This is a genomic window from Streptomyces sp. NPDC053474 (genome assembly GCF_044544845.1).
Lineage (GTDB): Bacteria > Actinomycetota > Actinomycetes > Streptomycetales > Streptomycetaceae > Streptomyces.
In genome coordinates, this window is sequence record NZ_JBITXV010000005.1 from 148,578 (window position 1) to 166,129 (window position 17,552).

At 72.9% G+C, this 17,552-nt stretch carries 16 protein-coding genes and 1 tRNA gene; 7 read left to right on the forward strand and 10 right to left on the reverse strand.

Annotated elements, in window-relative coordinates; all coding sequences use genetic code 11:
• Position 1 precedes the first annotated feature (1 nt).
• Both ACIG3E_RS13475 and ACIG3E_RS13480 read right to left on the reverse strand, forming a co-directional pair.
• Positions 2-466 (reverse strand): hypothetical protein, encoded by a 465-nt coding sequence (locus tag ACIG3E_RS13475; RefSeq protein ID WP_399615140.1) that lies wholly within the window; start codon positions 464-466, stop codon positions 2-4.
• An 84-nt stretch (positions 467-550) separates the two neighbouring features.
• Entirely contained in the window at positions 551-1,264 is a 714-nt protein-coding gene (locus ACIG3E_RS13480) for an FMN-dependent NADH-azoreductase (protein WP_399615143.1), read from the reverse strand.
• Between the two features lie 69 nt (positions 1,265-1,333).
• Between ACIG3E_RS13480 and ACIG3E_RS13485 the strand changes: the two genes are divergently transcribed.
• Positions 1,334-2,227 (forward strand): sigma-70 family RNA polymerase sigma factor, encoded by an 894-nt coding sequence (locus ACIG3E_RS13485; protein ID WP_399615146.1) that lies wholly within the window; start codon positions 1,334-1,336, stop codon positions 2,225-2,227.
• A gap of 79 nt (positions 2,228-2,306) precedes the next feature.
• On the opposite strand, the gene ACIG3E_RS13490 is transcribed toward ACIG3E_RS13485, so the two are convergent.
• The 7 genes from ACIG3E_RS13490 to galU form a co-directional block, all read right to left on the reverse strand.
• Positions 2,307-2,380 (reverse strand) — tRNA-Ala (locus tag ACIG3E_RS13490).
• 113 nt (positions 2,381-2,493) lie between these two features.
• The gene (gene glpR, locus ACIG3E_RS13495; protein WP_399615149.1) at positions 2,494-3,762 is read right to left on the reverse strand and encodes a gephyrin-like molybdotransferase receptor GlpR; all 1,269 of its coding nucleotides are present in this window, start codon (positions 3,760-3,762) and stop codon (positions 2,494-2,496) included.
• A 305-nt stretch (positions 3,763-4,067) separates the two neighbouring features.
• Positions 4,068-4,691 (reverse strand): GNAT family protein, encoded by a 624-nt coding sequence (locus ACIG3E_RS13500; RefSeq protein ID WP_366791705.1) that lies wholly within the window; start codon positions 4,689-4,691, stop codon positions 4,068-4,070.
• Positions 4,688-5,221: a molybdenum cofactor biosynthesis protein B gene (locus ACIG3E_RS13505; protein ID WP_399615151.1), complete on the reverse strand. Its 534-nt coding sequence runs from the start codon at positions 5,219-5,221 to the stop codon at positions 4,688-4,690. Before ACIG3E_RS13505 ends, ACIG3E_RS13500 begins: the two co-directional genes overlap by 4 nt.
• A complete protein-coding gene (gene moaC, locus ACIG3E_RS13510; RefSeq protein ID WP_399615153.1) occupies positions 5,218-5,709 on the reverse strand; it encodes a cyclic pyranopterin monophosphate synthase MoaC in 492 nt (163 codons plus the stop codon). Before moaC ends, ACIG3E_RS13505 begins: the two co-directional genes overlap by 4 nt.
• A 129-nt stretch (positions 5,710-5,838) precedes the next feature.
• Positions 5,839-7,143: a gephyrin-like molybdotransferase Glp gene (glp, locus tag ACIG3E_RS13515; protein ID WP_399615794.1), complete on the reverse strand. Its 1,305-nt coding sequence runs from the start codon at positions 7,141-7,143 to the stop codon at positions 5,839-5,841.
• Between the two features lie 75 nt (positions 7,144-7,218).
• Positions 7,219-8,121, reverse strand: coding sequence for a UTP--glucose-1-phosphate uridylyltransferase GalU (gene galU / locus ACIG3E_RS13520; protein WP_150511592.1), 903 nt, complete (start codon positions 8,119-8,121; stop codon positions 7,219-7,221).
• A gap of 94 nt (positions 8,122-8,215) precedes the next feature.
• Between galU and ACIG3E_RS13525 the strand changes: the two genes are divergently transcribed.
• Positions 8,216-8,827: a 5-formyltetrahydrofolate cyclo-ligase gene (locus tag ACIG3E_RS13525; RefSeq protein WP_399615155.1), complete on the forward strand. Its 612-nt coding sequence runs from the start codon at positions 8,216-8,218 to the stop codon at positions 8,825-8,827.
• A 112-nt stretch (positions 8,828-8,939) separates the two neighbouring features.
• On the opposite strand, the gene ACIG3E_RS13530 is transcribed toward ACIG3E_RS13525, so the two are convergent.
• On the reverse strand, positions 8,940-11,819 hold the full coding sequence (locus ACIG3E_RS13530; RefSeq protein ID WP_399615157.1) for a penicillin acylase family protein: 2,880 nt from the start codon (positions 11,817-11,819) through the stop codon (positions 8,940-8,942).
• Between the two features lie 228 nt (positions 11,820-12,047).
• Between ACIG3E_RS13530 and ACIG3E_RS13535 the strand changes: the two genes are divergently transcribed.
• The 5 genes from ACIG3E_RS13535 (at position 12,048) to ACIG3E_RS13555 (ending at position 17,421) form a co-directional block, all read left to right on the forward strand.
• Positions 12,048-13,547: a potassium/proton antiporter gene (locus ACIG3E_RS13535; protein WP_399615796.1), complete on the forward strand. Its 1,500-nt coding sequence runs from the start codon at positions 12,048-12,050 to the stop codon at positions 13,545-13,547.
• A 415-nt stretch (positions 13,548-13,962) separates the two neighbouring features.
• A complete protein-coding gene (locus ACIG3E_RS13540; protein ID WP_399615159.1) occupies positions 13,963-15,234 on the forward strand; it encodes an MFS transporter in 1,272 nt (423 codons plus the stop codon).
• Positions 15,235-15,301: 67 nt separating this feature from the next.
• On the forward strand, positions 15,302-15,622 hold the full coding sequence (locus ACIG3E_RS13545) for an FmdB family zinc ribbon protein (protein ID WP_399615161.1): 321 nt from the start codon (positions 15,302-15,304) through the stop codon (positions 15,620-15,622).
• 100 nt (positions 15,623-15,722) lie between these two features.
• Positions 15,723-16,574: an S-methyl-5'-thioadenosine phosphorylase gene (locus ACIG3E_RS13550; protein ID WP_399615163.1), complete on the forward strand. Its 852-nt coding sequence runs from the start codon at positions 15,723-15,725 to the stop codon at positions 16,572-16,574.
• Between the two features lie 205 nt (positions 16,575-16,779).
• Positions 16,780-17,421, forward strand: a complete 642-nt coding sequence (locus ACIG3E_RS13555; RefSeq protein WP_399615165.1) for an RcpC/CpaB family pilus assembly protein — start codon at positions 16,780-16,782, stop codon at positions 17,419-17,421.
• Positions 17,422-17,552 lie beyond the last annotated feature (131 nt).

Here is a 17,552-nt window from a genome sequence, read left to right on the forward strand (position 1 = left end):
CTCAGAGGTCCGGCGCCATCAGCCGGATGCCCTGGAACTGCACGTTCACGGCGGCGGGCGGCAGCGCCTCGGGCTTCGCGGGCTCGACGGTCGCCCGCCGGTAGTAGGCGGCGGAGCCCTCCCGCTCGACCCCGCTGAGCGTCAGCGTCGCCTCGTACGGCTCCCGGCCGCAGCCGGGCAGGCACCAGCTGCCGCTGAGCCGCCCCGTGGCCCGCGCGGTGGGCCCGCCCCAGTCCTTCCAGCGCAGCGAGGACATGGCCACGTCGTCGGTGACGCCGAAGGCCGTGGGCCGCTGGAGGGGCCGCGCGAGCGCGTCGGCGACGTACACCGGACCGCTGAAACGCGTCGGCTTGAGCGCGGAGCCCTCGACGTGCAGCCCCTCGTGCTCCGCGCAGCCCCCGGCGAGCACGACGGCCAGCGCCGCCCCGCCGACGGCCGCGGCACGCCTCCTCCAGCTGCCCAGCATGCGTCAAATGTAACGATCACCCCATAAGGGCACGCGCGGGGACCAGCCGGAGGAGGGACGCCCGGCAGCGGGGCCCCGTCAGGCCTAGAACGACCGCGCCAGCTCCGCCACGGCCTCCCGGGCCCCGGCGAGCGACCGCTCCCCGAGCTCGCGGAACCGCCCCAGCGCCGGAATGTCCCCGGCCCGCGTCAGCTCGGCCCGCACCACGCGCAGGTTCGCCTCCGCCACCCCGAGCTGCGCGAAGTACGCCCGCAGGTACGGCAGCTGGAAGTCGCACCCCTCGCGCGGGGTGCCGGGACCGTAGCCGCCCCCGCACGCGGCGGCCACCACCACCCAGGTCCCGGCGAGCAGCGACCGCCCGCTGTCCGGGTCGGCGTACGCGCCGGGGAAGGAGACGCGGTCGATCCAGGCCTTCAGGGCGGCGGAGACGGAGAAGTTGTACATGGGAGCCCCGACGAGCAGCGTCGTGGCCGCCCGCACCTCGGTGACCAGCGGCAGCGTCGCCGCCCACTCCCGCTCCTCGTCGGCCCCCTCGGCCAGCGCGGCCACCTTCTCCAGGGGCAGCGCGCCGTGCCGCTCCACCCGCGTCCCGAGCCGGACGTACCCCTCGCCGACGAGCGGTACGGGCTCCGCGGTCAGGTCCCGGTACCGGTACGCGGCGCCCGGGTGCCGGGCCAGCCAGCCGCGCGCGTACGCGGCGCCGAGCGCCCGGGTCACCGAACCGTCGCTCCGGTCGGCGCTGGAGTCCAGGTGCAGCAGCACCGGCGCCCCGGTCCGTACGGCCTCGTCCATGGTCATCACTCCTGTCACCACAAGGTGGTTGGCTACGTCACGGCCCTGACGGAGCGACGCGGGAAAAGGTGACCGATGGACGAGCAGGACGAGGAACACGGCCTCGCGGACCGCTTCGAGACGCACCGAGGCCGCCTCCGGGCGGTCGCGTACCGCATGCTCGGCTCCGCCACCGAGGCCGACGACGCCGTGCAGGAGACCTGGCTGCGGCTCAGCCGCACCGACGCCGAGGACATCGCGAACCTCCCGGGCTGGCTGACCACGGTCGTCTCCCGCATCTGCCTCGACATGCTGCGCACGCGCGCGTCGCGCCGCGAGGACTTCCTGTCCGACGAGGGCGCCCTCGACCGCGTCCCCAGCCGCACCACGCCGACCCCCGAGGAAGAGGCCGTCCTGGTCGAGTCCGTGGGGCGCGCCCTGCTCGTGGTCCTGGACACGCTCGGCCCCGCCGAACGGGTCGCTTTCGTGCTGCACGACACCTTCGCGGTGCCCTTCGACCGGATCGCCCCCGTCGTGGACCGCTCCACCGCCGCCACGAAGAAGCTGGCGAGCCGCGCCCGCCAGAAGGTCCGCGGCACCCCCGCGCTGCCGGACGCGGAGCTGGCCCGGCACCGGCACGTCGTGGAGGCCTTCCTCGACGCGGCCCGCGGCGGCGACCTCACCGCCCTGCTCGCGGTCCTGGCCCCGGACGTCGTCCGCCGGGCCGAGGCCGCGGCGCTGCCCGCGGGCGCGTGGACGGAGATCCGCGGCGCCGACGCCGTCGCCCGCGAGACGATCCGGCTCGCCCGCAACGCCCGGTTCGCCGCCCCGGCCCTCGTTGACGGCCGCCCCGGCCTGGTCGTGGCCCCCCACGGCCGACTGCGCCTGGCCCTGACCCTCACCGTCGAGTCCGGCCGCGTCACGGCGTACGACGTCATCGCGACCCCGTCCCGCCTGCACGCGCTCGACCTCGCGCTCCTGCCGGACTGAGCCCCGCCGGGCCCCCGCCCGGGGGCCCAACGCAAAGATCCCGCCCGATCTTTCGATCGGGCGGGATCTTCATGTGCAGTGGACCTGAGGGGATTTGAACCCCTGGCCCCCTCGATGCGAACGAGGTGCGCTACCGGACTGCGCCACAGGCCCTTGCAACGAGTGAAACTCTAGCACCCCCACCGGGGTGCTTGGAAATCCGTTCCCCGCTGGTCAGCGAGCGGGACCCCGCGACGGCGCGACGGGGTCCCGAGGTGTGCCGCCGGTCACTCGTTCGCGGCGCGCGGGCGGCCGTCGGCACAGGCGCCGTCGTCGTACTGGTCGAACAGCGGGGTGCGGCCGCGCTCGCGGGAGCGGCGGGCGGATGCGGCCCTGCGGGCGTCGCTGCGGGCGTCGTCCCCGACGGCCTCGGCGCGCTCCTCGCGCTCCGGGTGCTCCTGCTCGGCGCGCTCGGCCCCGTCCCGCTCGGCGCGGTCCGCCGTGCCGTCCGCGGCCGGTTCCGCCGTGCTCGACCGGGCCGAGCTCCAGGTGTCGGGCGCGCCCAGGTCGACGCTGCCGGTGGCGCGCGGGGCGACCGGGGCCGTCACGTACGTCGGCAGGGGCACCGGGACCGGGTCCCAGCTGTCGCCGCGGGCGGGGCCGTGCCGCCGCTCGCGCTGCTGGTCGACCCACTCGGCGTGGTCGGTCTGCTCGACGAGCGCGCGCCGGTCGGCGGCGAGGGCGGACAGACCGGGGTCGGACTCCGGAGCGGGCTCCTCGGCGACGGGCTCGGCGCCGCGCTCGGGCCGACGCGGCTGCCGCTCGCGCAGCTGCCGCGCGGCGGCCTCGGCCCGGCGCCGGTCCATCGTGTACGTGAAGCGCCGCCGCTCCTGGCGGCGCAGATAGACGATGTACGCGCTCAGCAGCGCCGCGGGCACGCCGGGCACCCACAGCAGCCCCACGCCGCCGACCGCGGCGACGACCGCCGCGAGCGTGAAGGCGAGGAACAGCATCACCGTGGTGCGGCGGCGGCGCGCGAGGACCTTGGAGCGGCGGGCCCGGGCGGCGGCCTCGGCGGCGCCGCGGGCGGCCTGCCGGTCGGCCGCCGCGCCGCGCGGGCCCCGGCGGGGGGCCTGCTGCCGGTCGGGGCCCCCGCGCCGGTCCGCGGGATCCGGCGCGGACGGCTGCCGACCGTGCGGCTCCGTGTCCACACCCGCCTGGGGCCGGGGCCGTTGCCGTCCCGTCACCCGGCCGCGGGGCTCGGTCGCCACGTCCTCGTCCGGGAGCATGGCGAAGGCCCGGACGTCCACCGAGTCGGTGGCGGCGTCCGGTTCGGCGCGCGACTCCTCCTCCGGCGAGTCGGACGTACGCGCGCGCAGGTCCTTGGCGTATCGGCGCTCCATGCCCGCCCGTCCGGACAGCAGCCGGATGGCGGTGCTGAAGCGTTCCGTCGGACGGGCTTCATTGAGCTCGTCCTGCCTACGGAGCCACATCGGCACCAAGTAGGCGGCCCAGGCCCCGACGATGACTGCGTAGAAGAGGCCGCTGCTGCTCACGCCTCACACGGTAGAGGGGTTTTGTCGAGGCCATCCGCCAATTGGGCCGGTGTGTCGCACGATCTGGCTGATATCTCAAACCTTTTTTGCGACTGGTGCGATCAACAGGCCGTTCCCGCAAGGAATTTAACGGTCGCTCACCGAGCACTTTCGAACAGGTATTTCATTTATGAGAGAGGCAGCATCCGCGCCCCACGGCCGCCGCGGGGCGCCAACTCGCCCCGTCCGCGCGTCAAAGCACCCAGGTGAGCGCCCCGTCGACCGCCCCGGACGACCCGTCACGCCTGCGCCGCGCACACGCTCCGCTACGCGGTGTGCCGTGGCCGGGCCCGGTGCCAGCGGTGCAGCAGGCCCTCCGGGACCTCCTCCGCGGTGAGCGCGAACACGAGGTGGTCGCGCCAGGCCCCGTCGATGTGAAGATATCGTGGACGAAGCCCCTCCTCACGGAATCCGAGTTTCTCCACGACCCGGCGGCTCGGCGCGTTCTCCGGCCGAATGCAGACCTCGACGCGGTGCAGCCCGACCGTCCGGAAGCAGTGGTCGACCACGAGCGCCACGGCGGTCGGCATCACCCCGCGCCCCGCGACGGACTCGTCCACCCAGTACCCGACGTGCCCGGAGCACATCGAGCCCCAGGTGATCCCGGCGACGGTCAACTGCCCGACGAGCCGCCCCTGGTACTCGATGACGAACGGCAGCATCCGGCCCGCGTTGGCCTCCGCCCGCAGGTGCCGGACCATCTGGCGGTACGTGGGCCGGTGCGCGACCGGGCCGCCGGGCGTGGGCGGCGGGATCGTGGCCTCCCAGGGGCGCAGCCAGTCGCGGTTGCGCCGGTTGACCTCGCGCCAGGCGCGCTGGTCACGCAGCTTTATGGGGCGGAGGGTGACATCACCGTCCGTCAGCTCGGCGGGCCAGCTGGGGGTGTTCAGCTCGCACCCCCGTCGGTTCTCGGATGGTCGCCGCCGCGCAGCTGGTCGACGGCGTGCGTCAGGAGCGGCCCGAGGACCGCGAGGCCGTCGCGCACCCCGCCGCTGGAGCCGGGCAGGTTCACGATCAGGGTGCGGCCCGCGACCCCGGCCAGGCCCCGGGAGAGCGCGGCCGTGGGCACCTTCTCGCGGCCGTACGCCCGGATCGCCTCCGGAATGCCCGGCACCTCGTGGTCGAGGACGCCACGGGTCGCCTCGGGCGTGCGGTCGGTGGGCGAGACACCGGTGCCGCCGGTGGTGAGGATGACGTCGTACCCGGCCTCGACCCCGGCGCGCAGGGCCCGCGCCACGGGGTCGCCGTCGGGCACCACCTGGGGGCCGTCGACGGCGAAGCCGAGCGCGGCGAGCCCCTCGGCGATGATCGGTCCGCCCGTGTCGGCGTAGACACCGGCGGCGGCGCGGTTGGACGCGGTGACGACGAGGGCGCGGTACGGGGCCGGGGGGCCCGGGGCGGCGCCGGTGGCGGCGCTCACGCGCCCTCCCCCTCGCGGCTCCAGGTGCCGGACTTGCCGCCCGTCTTCTCCTCCACCCGTACGTCCGTGATGACGGCCCCCTTGTCGACGGCCTTCACCATGTCGACGACCGTGAGCGCGGCGACGCTCACCGCCGTGAGGGCCTCCATCTCCACGCCCGTGCGGTCCGTCGTCTTCACGGTGGCGGTGATCTCCACGGCGTCGTCGGCGACGGACAGGTCGAGCCTCACCCCGGAGACGGCCAGCGGGTGGCAGAGCGGGATCAGGTCGGGCGTGCGCTTGGCGCCCATGATGCCCGCGATCCGGGCGGTCGCGAGGGCGTCGCCCTTCGGGACGCCCTCGCCGCGCAGCAGCTCGATCACGCGTGGCGCGACCAGGACGCGCCCGCTCGCCCGCGCGGTGCGCGCGGTCACGTCCTTCTCCGATACGTCGACCATGCGGGCGGCGCCCGCTTCGTCGATGTGCGTCAGTCCCTGCTGGGTGCTCATGTGCTGTGGCGCTCCTGGTCCGGACCCCGCGCGGGCGCGCGGCCTGCTGTGCGCGACACCGTACCGCCCGTCCGCCGCGCGCGGTCGCCCACCCGAGCCCGAGCCCCCCCGTCCCGCCCGGGGCGGGCGTCAGCCGAGGAGCACCACGTCGACCTCCGCGCCCGGCTCGACCGACGTCGTGTCCTCGGGGACGACGATCAGCGCGTCCGCCTGCGCGAGGGCGGCGACGAGGTGCGACCCGCTGCCGCCGACGGGCGTCACCGTGCCCGCCCCGGCGTCGTGGCGCCCGCGCAGGAACTGGCGTCTGCCGGAAGGCGACGTGAGCGCGTCGGCACCGGCAAGGCGGGCCCGGGTGGTGGTCCTGTGCACGTCCGGCAGGCCCATCAGGGTGCGCACGGCGGGCCGCACGAAGACCTCGAAGGAGACGTACGACGACACGGGGTTGCCCGGCAGGGCGAGCAGCGGGGTGTGGTCGGGGCCGATCGTGCCGAAGCCCTGCGGCTTGCCGGGCTGCATGGCGAGCTTGCGGAACTCCACGCCGCCGCCCGCCCCGAGGCCCTTGTCGTCGTCCGGGTCGCCGATGGCGGAGAGGGCCTCCTTGACGACGTCGTACGCGCCGACGCTGACGCCGCCCGTGGTGACCACGAGGTCGGCGCGGATGAGCTGGTCCTCGATGGTGGAGCGCAGGGTCTCCGCGTCGTCGGCGACGGCGCCCACCCGGTAGGCGATCGCCCCGGCCTCGCGGGCGGCGGCCGTGAGGGAGAAGCTGTTGGAGTCGTAGATCTGACCTTCGGCCAGTTCCTCACCGGGCTGGACCAGTTCGCTTCCGGTCGACAGGACGACCACGCGCGGGCGCGGGCGCACCGACACCGTGCCCCGGCCGATCGCGGCGAGCAGGGCGATCTGCGGGGCGCCGAGGACCGTGCCCGCGGTCAGGGCGCGGTCGCCCGCCCGCACGTCGCTGCCCCGCGCGCGGACGTGGGCGCCGGGCTTCGCCGGGCGGTACACCCGGACCTCTCCGGAGGCGCCCTCGGGGGCCGCGCTGTGGGCCCGCATCCCGGAGACCGGGCCCTCGCCGAGCCCGCCGTCGGTCCACTCCACGGGCACGACCGCCTCGGCGCCGGGCGGCAGCGGGGCGCCGGTCATGATGCGGGCGGCCTGCCCGGGGCCGACGGTGGGCGGCTCGCCCTGCCCGGCGGCGACGTCGCCGACGACGGTCAGGACGGCGGGGAACTCCTCGCCCGCGCCCGCGACGTCGGCGGCGCGGACCGCGTACCCGTCCATGGAGCTGTTGTCGAAGGGCGGCAGCGACACGGGCACCGTGACGTCCTCGACCAGGACGCAGCCCTGGGCGTCGAGGAGCTGGAGCTCGATGGGCTCCAGCGGGCGGACGGCCGCCAGGATGTCCTCCAGGTGCTCGTCCACCGACCACACGCGCTCCTGGCCGGTGTCCTGCCCGCGGTGCGCCCCGGTGCCGTCGTGCGTCGTCGTGCCGCTGCTGCTCAAGTGCTACATCTCCTCGGTGACGTAACTGCGGAGCCAGGCCTTGAAGTCGGGGCCCAGGTCTTCACGTTCGCACGCGAGTCTGACAATGGCACGCAGATAGTCGCCGCGGTCGCCGGTGTCATAGCGGCGGCCCTTGAAGACCACGCCGTGCACGGGGCCGCCGATCTTTTCGTCGGCCGCCAGCTGCTGGAGGGCGTCGGTCAGCTGGATCTCGCCGCCGCGGCCCGGCTCGGTCGTGCGCAGTATGTCGAAGATGTGCGGGTCGAGGACGTACCGGCCGATGATCGCGTAGTTCGAGGGGGCGTCCGCCACGTCCGGCTTCTCGACCAGGTCGGTGACCTTCACGACGTCGTCCTCGTCGGTGGCCTCGACCGCCGCGCAGCCGTAGAGGTGGATCTGCTCGGGCGCGACCTCCATGAGCGCGATGACGCTGCCGCCGCACCGGTCCTGGATCTCGACCATGCGGGCGAGCAGCGGGTCGCGCGGGTCGATCAGGTCGTCGCCCAGGAGCACCGCGAAGGGCTCGCGGCCCACGTGCGGGGCGGCGCACAGGACGGCGTGACCGAGGCCCCGGGGGTCGCCCTGGCGGACGTAGTGCATGGTGGCCAGGTCGCTGGACTCCTGGACCTTCGCGAGCCGGGATTCGTCGCCCTTCTTCTCCAGGGCGGACTCCAGCTCGTAGTTGCGGTCGAAGTGGTCCTCCAGGGGGCGCTTGTTGCGGCCCGTGATCATGAGGACGTCGTCCAGGCCCGCGGCGACCGCCTCCTCCACCACGTACTGGATCGCCGGCTTGTCGACGACCGGCAGCATTTCCTTGGGCGTGGCCTTGGTGGCGGGCAGGAAGCGCGTGCCAAGACCAGCTGCGGGGATGACAGCCTTGGTGATCTTGGGGTGAGACTCAGTCATGCCCGTCACCCTATCCGTTGCCTATGCGGAGAATCTGCGGCTTCGGATTATTGGCCCATATTCGAGCACAATAGGAAGGGTGTGTGACTTCATCATGGATCACCCCGACTCCGGCAAGGAAATCAAGCGCACATTGCGTGCGGAGATCCTGGCGGTGAGAAGGGGGTTGCCGCCAGATGACGCGCACAAGGCGGCGGCCGAACTGGCCGGGCGCGCGCTGGAGCTGCCCGAACTCGCCGCGGCCCGCACGGTCGCCGCGTACGTCTCCGTGGGCGGCGAACCGGGCACCCGCGCGCTCCTCGACACCCTCCACGCGCGCGGGACCCGTGTCCTGCTGCCGGTGCTGCTCCCGGACAACGACCTGGACTGGGCGGCGTACACCGGACCCGGCTCGCTCGCCCGCGTCCAACACCCCGGCAAGATGACCCTGTTGGAGCCCTCCGGCCCGCGACTCGGCCCGGACGCCGTCCTGGAGGCCGACGCCGTGCTGCTCCCGGGGCTCGCGGTGGACGGGCGCGGCACGCGCCTGGGGCGCGGCGGCGGCTCGTACGACCGGGTCCTGGCGCGCCTGGAGCGGGCGGGCGCCGATCCCGCGCTCGTCGTGCTCCTGTACGACGCCGAAGTCGTCGCGCACGTCCCCGGAGAGGCGCACGACCGCCCGGTGCGCGCCGTCGTGACGCCTTCAGGGGTACGGCGTTTCGACTGAGGCCTCCGGAGAGGCCGCATGCCTCCGGAGAGGCCGCATGCGAAAAGGGCCCTCCACGCGTGCGTGGAGGGCCCTTTTCACATCACCTGCCCGTGCGGGCTTCAGCTCCGGCTCAGGGCTTGAGCACCAGGGTGTCGCTCGTGCTGTCGTCGACGCCCTTCTTGGAGAAGGACCACGGCAGCAGCTCGCCCTTGACCCACTTGCTGGTCTGGTCGGTGTAGTGGTCGCTGTAGGCGTGGCCCGAAGCGCCGGTGAGGTTGATCCACTTGGACTTGTCGAAGTCCTTCAGGTTCACCACCATCCGCATCGACGGCACCCAGATGACGTCGTAGCCGCCCGCCGCGTTCCAGCCGGTGGCGTTGACCGTGGCCTCGCCGCCGCCGAGCTTCCAGGGGCCGCGGTTGAGCACCCACTGGATCCAGCCGGGGCCGTCCGTGCCGAGCGTCTGGTTCTTCAGCGTGAGCCGGTGCAGCCGACCCCAGCTCCAGGTGTCGATGTCCTTGCCGAGCTTGGCCGTCAGGTCCCAGCGGGCGTCCGCGAGGGCACGGGCGAAGAGCTGGTCGCGGTTCTTCGTCTCCTTGTCCGTGCGGTTGCCCGGGGACTTCCACCAGTCGTTGTCCTCGTCGTTGAGGATCTTGCGGATGACCTCGAAGTAGCGGTCGCCGCCGTCGGGCTGCGCCGAGTCCGCGTCGCGCTCGCCGCACTCGCGGACCTTCTTGTCCTCGTCGGCGGGCCGGGTGTCGCTGGCGTGGTCCACCCACAGGCACTGGCCCTTGACGCGCAGCTCCTTGGGCAGCTTGGTGCCGATGGAGAGCTGCAGGATGCTGCGCCAGACGGCGTTGAAGTACGCCGCGGCCGCCGAGTCGGCGTCCTGGGTGTAGTCCCAGCCCTCCAGGAGCTTCTGCGCCTCACGGACGTGCTTGTCGCTGATGTCGACCTTGAGCAGCTTGGGCACGAGCAGGCGTGCGATCTGGCTGCTGTTGTCGGTCTGCATCAGCCGCATGTCCTCCGTGGAGATCTTGCCGCCGTTCTTGGTCTTGGCCTTGATCAGGTCCTCGATGCGCTGGCTGCGCGCGCCGTAGCCCCAGTCCGTCGTGAGCTTGTACGGGTACTTGTCGCCGACCACGGCCTGGTTGGCGGTGACGATGTAGCCGCGCTTGGGGTTGTACTCGTAGGGCAGCTCGTCCTGCGGGATGTAGCCGTCCCAGCGGTACTTCGGGTCCCAGCCGGGCGCGGGCAGCGAGCCGTCGCCCTTCCCGCGCGTGGGGATCTTGCCCGGGGCCTGGTAGCCGATGTTGCCCTTGGTGTCGGCGTAGATGAGGTTCTGCGAGGGCACCTCGAAGGAGGCCGCCGCCTTGCGGAACTGCTTGAAGTCCTTCGCCCGGTTGAGCTCGAAGACGGCGTCCATGGACTTGCCCGGCGTGAGCGCGGTCCAGCGCAGCGCGACGCCGTAGCCCTCGCCGCGGTCCGGGGCCGCCGAGTCGACCTGGGCCTTCTTGCCGACCCTGACCAGTTCGTCGTCCCGGTCGGAGATCAGCGGGCCGTTGTTGGTCTCCCGGACGGTGATCGTCTTGGTCTTGCCGCCCGCGACCTTGATCTTCTCCTCGCGGGTGGTGAACGGCAGCACCTTCTCGCCGAACTGGTACCCGTCCGCGGTGAACTTCTCCAGGTAGAGGTCCGTGACGTCGGCGCCCAGGTTCGTCATGCCCCAGGCGATGTCCTGGTTGTGGCCGATGACCACGCCCGGCATCCCGGAGAACGTGTAGCCGCTGACGTCGTACTGGCACTTCGCCGAGACCGACCGGCAGTGCAGGCCCATCTGGTACCAGACGGACGGCAGCTGCGGCGCCAGGTGCGGGTCGTTGGCCAGCAGCGGCTTGCCGGTGATGGTGTGCGCGCCGGAGACGACCCACGAGTTGGAGCCGATGCCGTTGCCGTTCGAGCCGAGGCCCGCGTCCGGGACCTCGTCGAGCACGTCGGAGAGGCCGGAGAGCTGCGACTGGAGGCCGTTGGGGGGCGGGGTTCCGCCCGCGACACCGGTGCCCGCGGCGCCGGTGCCGGAGCCCGCGGTACCGGAGCCCGCCGTGCCGGTACCCGTACCCGTACCCGTGCCGGTGCCGGTGCCCGCCGTGCCGCCGGTGCCCGTACGGGTACCGGTACCCGTACCGGTACCCGTGGCGCCGGTGCCGGACTGCGTCTGGGAGTCGTCCGCGTCGCTGCTGAACTTCCCGGTGACCGGGTCGTACGCGCCCTCCTGGACGATCGGCTTGTTCCGGTCGTACGGGTAGTCCGGGTACAGGTCCTTGATCTGGGACGGGCCGAGGCGGCTCGTCATCAGGGAGCGGTCGATCTCGTCCTGCATGTTGCCGCGCAGGTCCCAGGCCATGGCCTTGAGCCAGGCCACCGAGTCGACGGGCGTCCACTTCTGGGGCTTGTAGTCGTTCTCGAACTCGAGCGCCGCGTACTCGAGCGAGATCTCCTTGCCCGCCTTGCCGTCGAGATAGGCGTTGACCCCCTTGGCGTACGCCTGGAGGTACTTCTTCGTCTCGGGCGAGAGCTTGGAGTCGTACTCCTTCTTGGCCACCCGGTGCCAGCCGAGGGTACGCAGGAATTCATCGGTCTTGACCTGGCTCTTGCCGAACATCTCGGAGAGCCGCCCGGAGGTCATATGGCGGCGGACGTCCATCTCCCAGAAGCGGTCCTGCGCCTGCACGAACCCCTGGGCCATGAACAGGTCCTCGGCGGAGTCGGCGTAGATCTGCGGGATGCCGTTGCCGTCGCGCTTGACGTCGACCGGGCCCTTCAGGCCCTTCAGGTCGATGGTGCCCTTGGTCTGCGGGAAGGAGGCGCGGACGGTGCTGATGCTCCAGTACGCGCCGAAGGCGATGCCGCCGACGACGGCCAGCACCAGGAGGATCACGATCAGTCGGGCGCGGCGCCCCTTCTTCTTCCCGGGCTTGGCGCCGGAAGGGGCGGTGGTGGTGGAGGGCATCGCTGTCCTTGCTGTCCTTCGCGAGCGGCAGTTCGGGGCATGGGCGGGTCCTGGAGTGCTGGAGCAACCATAGGCGCAGGGCGAGACGGCCCCGGACGCGGAGTCGGAAAGAGACATCGAACGGAAGTTCGCTCAATGCGGAAGAAGTGCAGGGGTCACCGTCAAGGAAGCGTTAAAACTTAGGTAAAGTAACGAAGCATCACGGCTCGCACGACGGAAGGAACGCCCCTGTCTGTCCACGACCTCAACCAGCTCCTGCTCGTCTCGTCGCTCGTCCTGCTCGTCGCGGTGGTCGCCGTGCGCATCTCCTCGCGCAGCGGACTGCCCAGCCTGCTGCTGTACCTCGGCATCGGCGTCGCCATGGGCCAGGACGGCATAGGCAACCTCACGTTCAACAACGCCCAGCTGACCCAGGTGATCGGCTACGCGGCACTCGTCGTGATCCTGGCCGAGGGCGGCCTCGGCACCAAGTGGGGCGAGATCAAACCGGCCCTTCCCGCGGCCGCGTCCCTGGCGCTCGCGGGCGTCGCGGTGAGCGTCGGCGTGACCGCGGCGGGCGCGCACTACCTGGTCGGGCTCGAATGGCGACAGGCCCTCATCATCGGCGCGGTGGTCTCGTCGACGGACGCGGCCGCGGTCTTCTCCGTCCTGCGCAGGGTCCCCCTCCCCTCCCGGGTCACCGGCGTCCTGGAGGCGGAGTCCGGATTCAACGACGCCCCCGTGGTGATCCTCGTCGTGGCCTTCTCGGCCGCGGGACCCGTGGACCACTGGTACGTCCTCATCGGCGAGATCGCCCTGGAGCTCGCCATCGGCGCCGCCATCGGCCTCGCGGTGGGCTGCCTCGGCGCCTACGGCCTGCGGCACGTGGCGCTGCCCGCCTCCGGCCTGTACCCGATCGCGGTGATGGCCATCGCCGTGGCCTCCTACGCGGCCGGGGCCATGGCCCACGGCAGCGGCTTCCTCGCGGTGTACCTCGCCGCGATGGTCCTCGGCAACGCCAAGCTGCCGCACTGGCCCGCCACCCGGGGCTTCGCCGAGGGGCTCGGCTGGATCGCGCAGATCGGCATGTTCGTCCTACTCGGCCTGCTCGTCACGCCGCACACACTGCTCGACGACATCTGGCCCGCCGTGCTCATCGGCCTGGTCCTGACGATCGTCGCGCGGCCCGTCTCGGTCGTCGTGAGCCTGCTGCCCTTCAAGATGGCCTGGCAGGAGAAGGCGCTGATGTCCTGGGCGGGCCTGCGCGGCGCGGTGCCCATCATCCTCGCCACGATCCCCATGGTGAACGGGGTCGAGAACAGCGAGCGCATCTTCAACATCGTCTTCGTCCTGGTCGTCGTCTACACGCTGATCCAGGGGCCCACCCTGCCGGGGCTCGCCAAGCTGCTCGACCTCGGCAAGGGCACGGCGGCCTCCGACCTCGGCATCGAATCGGCCCCCCTGGAGCGGCTGCGCGGCCATCTGCTCTCCGTGCCCGTACCGGAGGGCTCACTGCTGCACGGCGTCGAGGTCAACGAACTGCGGCTGCCCGCAGGCTCGGCCGTGACCCTCGTCGTACGGGACGAGACCTCGTTCGTGCCGCTGCCCACCACGGTCCTCCGGCACGGCGACGAGCTCCTGGTGGTGGCGACCGAACCGGCACGCGACGCGGCCGAGAAGCGGCTCCGCGCGGTGGCCCAGGGCGGCAAGCTCGCGGGCTGGCTGGGGGTGCAGGGCGCGCGGCGGTAGCCGTGCTCGGGGGGCCGTCAGGGGGCGGCCGGGGGGCTGCTTGGGTGGGGCCGGGAGCGTGGCCGGGGCGCGGTCGGCGGATTCCCAGGCCTACCGGGCGCAGCCGGAGGGATTCCCAGGTGTCACCGGTCTCACTTCTCGTCATCACAGGCCTCGTTTGTGATGTACCTGTACGATGAAGGCGCACTCGGCACGTCACGTCAGCGCGCTGCACAAGCGTCGGCGGAGCGCGTACCGGGATCCACGCACCGACACTGATCGAACCAACTCTGTCTGACGCAGAGCTGGCGCGACCGTATGGCGGCCGCGGCGCCCTCGCAGTGGGCTGCCCGGTATCTACCGCAGTTCTGCGCTAGAGGACAGCTCTCGGCGCCCCCGCACGGGCGCGCTACCAGGCAGCGGAAAGGCATGGGCCGTGGCGTCCACGGTCACTGACCCCCGCCCGGGCTACGGGCAGTTGCTGCGCACCCCCCGCGCCTGGACGTTCCTGCTCCCCGGCTTCGCCGCGCGGCAGCCGTTCGCGATGCTCACCATCTCCATCGTGCTGCTCGTGCAGCACACCACCGGCTCGTACGGCGCCGCCGGCGCGGTCTCGGCCGTCACCGGCGTCTCCATGGCGCTGTTCGCCCCCTTCAGCGGCAAGCTCGCCGACCGGTTCGGGCAGCGCGCCGTGCTCCTGCCCGGCGTGCTCGTGCACACGGCGTCCGGCGTCACCCTCACCGTGCTCGCGCTGTCCGGCGCCCCCCTGTGGGCCCTCTTCGTCGCCGCGGTGCCCACGGGTGCCTCGACGCCGCAGATCGGCCCCATGGTGCGGGCCCGCTGGGGCGTCAAGCTCCAGGGCTCCCCGCTCGCCCAGACGGCGGCCGCCTTCGAGTCCGTCACGGACGAGCTGACCTTCGTGCTCGGCCCGCTGGTCGCGACCGCGCTGTGCACGGGCGTCGACCCGGCCGCCGGGCTCCTCACGGAGGCCGGGCTGACCCTGGTGGGCGGCCTGCTGTTCGCCGCCCAGAAGAGCACCCAGCCGCAACCGGCCGCCGCGGGCGACGCCCACGCACGCGTGAAGCACGATTCGGCGCTCCGGGTGCCCGGCGTACGCGTCCTGATCGTGACGTTCCTCGGCATCGGCACCGTCTTCGGCGGCATGCAGGTCGCCCTCGCCGCCTTCACCGAGTCCATCGACCGTCCCGGTCTGAACGGCGTCCTGTACGGCACCTTCGCCGCGGGCAACATGCTCTCCGGGATCGTCTGCGGCGCCCTCGCCTGGAAGGTCTCCCCGCAGCGGCGCCTCGTCGTCGGGTACGCGGCGCTGACCCTGATGGCCTCGGGCCTGTGGGCCGCGCAGTCCGTGCTGCTGCTCTCCGGGCTCGGCCTGCTCGTCGGCGTCTGCATCGCGCCCGCCCTGATCACCGGCTACACGCTGGTCGACAGCCTGGTCGCGCCGACCGCCCGTACGGAGGCCTTCACCCTGCTCACCGGCGCCGTCGCGCTGGGGCAGGCCGCCGCCGTCACGGTGGCGGGACAGCTGGAGGACCGCCTCTGGGACGGCGCCGGATTCCTGGTCCCGCTCGGCGGCACCGCGCTCGCCCTGGCCGTGCTCCTGTCCCTGCGTTCGCGGCTCACTCCCCCCAGCACGGGCCGGACCGTCGCACGTGGCGTGGGTCACCGCGCACCGGTGGCGGTGGACTGAACCCGCGGAATACGTCACTATGGACCGTCGTTAGCACTCATCGAGTGAGAGTGCCAGGAGGAAGCAAGTGCCGACGTACCAGTACCAGTGCACCGAGTGCGGCGAGGGCCTCGAGGCGGTGCAGAAGTTCACGGACGACGCCCTGACCGTGTGCCCGAACTGCGACGGACGCCTCAAGAAGGTGTTCTCGGCGGTCGGCATCGTCTTCAAGGGCTCCGGCTTCTACCGCAACGACAGCCGCGGCTCGTCGTCGAGCAGCTCGCCCGCGTCGTCCTCTTCGACGTCGTCGTCTTCTTCGAAGTCGCCCGCTTCGGCGTCGTCCTCCTCCTCGTCGTCCTCGGACTCCAAGGCGTCGAGCACCACCTCGTCGAGCTCCTCGGCCGCGTAGCGCGCCGGTTCTCCGCACTCCGAAAGGCCCCGCCGTCCCCGGGACGGCGGGGCCTTCGGCGTACTCCCGGCCGTTTCCCCCTACGGCTACTGTGCGAGCCATGGTGAACACGGCGAACGCGCAGCAGGCCGATGTCGGCGTCATCGGCGGATCGGGCTTCTACTCCTTCCTCGACGACGTGACCGAAGTGCACGTCGACACCCCCTACGGCGCCCCGAGCGACTCCCTCTTCCTCGGCGACATAGCGGGACGCCGGGTGGCCTTCCTGCCCCGCCACGGCCGCGGCCACCACCTGCCGCCGCACCGCATCAACTACCGCGCCAACCTGTGGGCCCTGCGCTCCCTGGGCGTGCGGCAGGTGCTCGGCCCGTGCGCGGTGGGCGGGCTGCGCCCCGAGTACGGGCCGGGGACGCTGCTCGTGCCCGACCAGTTCGTGGACCGCACGTCGGGGCGCTCGCAGTCCTACTTCGACGGGCTTCCGCTGCCCGACGGCAGCGTGCCGAACGTGGTGCACGTGTCGCTGGCCGACCCGTACTGCCCGGCCGGGCGGGCCGCCGCACTCAAGGCCGCGCGCGGCCGGGACTGGGAGCCGGTGGACGGCGGGACGCTCGTGGTGATCGAAGGCCCGCGGTTCTCGACCCGCTCGGAGTCGCGCTGGTACGCGGCGCAGGGCTGGTCCGTGGTGGGCATGACCGGCCACCCCGAGGCGGCGCTCGCCCGCGAGCTGGAGCTCTGCTACACCTCGTTGACGCTGGTCACCGACCTGGACGCGGGCGCGGAGTCGGGCGCGGGCGTCTCCCACGACGAGGTCCTGCGGGTGTTCTCCGCGAACGTGGACCGGCTGCGGACGGTGCTCTTCGACGCGGTGGCGGGGCTGCCGGAGGGCGGGGAGCGGGACTGTCTGTGCGTGGGGGCGCTGGGCGGGATGGATCCGGGGTTCCGGTTGCCGTAGCCCGGTTCGGGCTGCTGCCGCCGGGTGCCGGGGTGGCTCTGGGCGGCTTTGCGCGGCCCTAGGCGGAACCTTCCCTTCGGGTGAGGGAGTTGTCCACAACCGGGCGGTAGCGCACGGGGCTCAGCGGGATCGGCGGCGGGCCCGCATCGTGGAATCGGAATCCGAGCTCATCGGTCCGACATCCTCACGGCGGGCGGTGGTCGTCATGACGCAGGACGCTTCACACATCGGTACGCGCACCGGCACCCGGCCCGGTGCCCGGACCGTGGCGTACGGATCCGGGGCGCGGCCCGGGCCCGGGCCCGGCGGCGGTGGGGGCGGGGGTGCCCCGCCACCGCCCTGCCAGGTGCCCCACTTCTCCCCGGTCCACGTGCGCGGCGGGCGGCAGCGGCTGCGGCGCCTCGCCCGGCACCGCAGGCGGGCGGTGGCCGTGGGGCTCGCGATGACCGCCGCGGCGCTCGCGGCGGCGGGCCCGCGGGAGCCCGAGCGGGCGCGGCCCGGGGACTCCGCCACGTCCGTGGCCGCCAAGGGGGCGGACCGGGGCCGGGAGCCGGTGCGGCGGGCGGCCCGGCCGGTGACCGCCCCGGTCCGGATCGCGGACGCGGCGACGGCACTCCTGCTGCGCCCCGGCGACCGCGTGGACGTGGTCGCGGCGGAGGACCCCGCGACGGGCCGCGGCGCCGCACCCCGCGTGATCGCGGCCAACGCCCGGGTGTCCGAGGTGCCCGAGACCGCCGACGGCACGGCCGAGGCCGGGGCGCTGGTCGTCCTCTCCGTGCCGAGAGCGACGGCGGCGCGGCTCGCGGGAGCGAGTGCCACGGCACGCCTCGCGGTGACGCTGCGATGAACCACCAGCCCAGGCAGACGGCTGATGCCCTGTCAAGTCGCTCGTTCGCGTTACGGAAGTGGACAGGGCAGCCGGGCGCTGCCGTAGGTTGCGGAGCGGTTTGCCGCACAACCCGCATTTGCAACGAAAGG

What these genes read in the sequence shown, in the direction of transcription:
- galU (WP_150511592.1), bottom strand. Translation starts at nt 8,121, where the DNA reads ATGACTGAGTCTCACCCCAAGATCACCAAGGCTGTCATCCCCGCAGCT.
- ACIG3E_RS13475 (WP_399615140.1), bottom strand. Translation starts at nt 466, where the DNA reads ATGCTGGGCAGCTGGAGGAGGCGTGCCGCGGCCGTCGGCGGGGCGGCG.
- ACIG3E_RS13525 (WP_399615155.1), top strand. Translation starts at nt 8,216, where the DNA reads ATGGATCACCCCGACTCCGGCAAGGAAATCAAGCGCACATTGCGTGCG.
- moaC (WP_399615153.1), bottom strand. Translation starts at nt 5,709, where the DNA reads ATGAGCACCCAGCAGGGACTGACGCACATCGACGAAGCGGGCGCCGCC.
- ACIG3E_RS13550 (WP_399615163.1), top strand. Translation starts at nt 15,723, where the DNA reads ATGGTGAACACGGCGAACGCGCAGCAGGCCGATGTCGGCGTCATCGGC.
- ACIG3E_RS13555 (WP_399615165.1), top strand. Translation starts at nt 16,780, where the DNA reads ATGACGCAGGACGCTTCACACATCGGTACGCGCACCGGCACCCGGCCC.
- ACIG3E_RS13530 (WP_399615157.1), bottom strand. Translation starts at nt 11,819, where the DNA reads ATGCCCTCCACCACCACCGCCCCTTCCGGCGCCAAGCCCGGGAAGAAG.
- ACIG3E_RS13485 (WP_399615146.1), top strand. Translation starts at nt 1,334, where the DNA reads ATGGACGAGCAGGACGAGGAACACGGCCTCGCGGACCGCTTCGAGACG.
- ACIG3E_RS13480 (WP_399615143.1), bottom strand. Translation starts at nt 1,264, where the DNA reads ATGACCATGGACGAGGCCGTACGGACCGGGGCGCCGGTGCTGCTGCAC.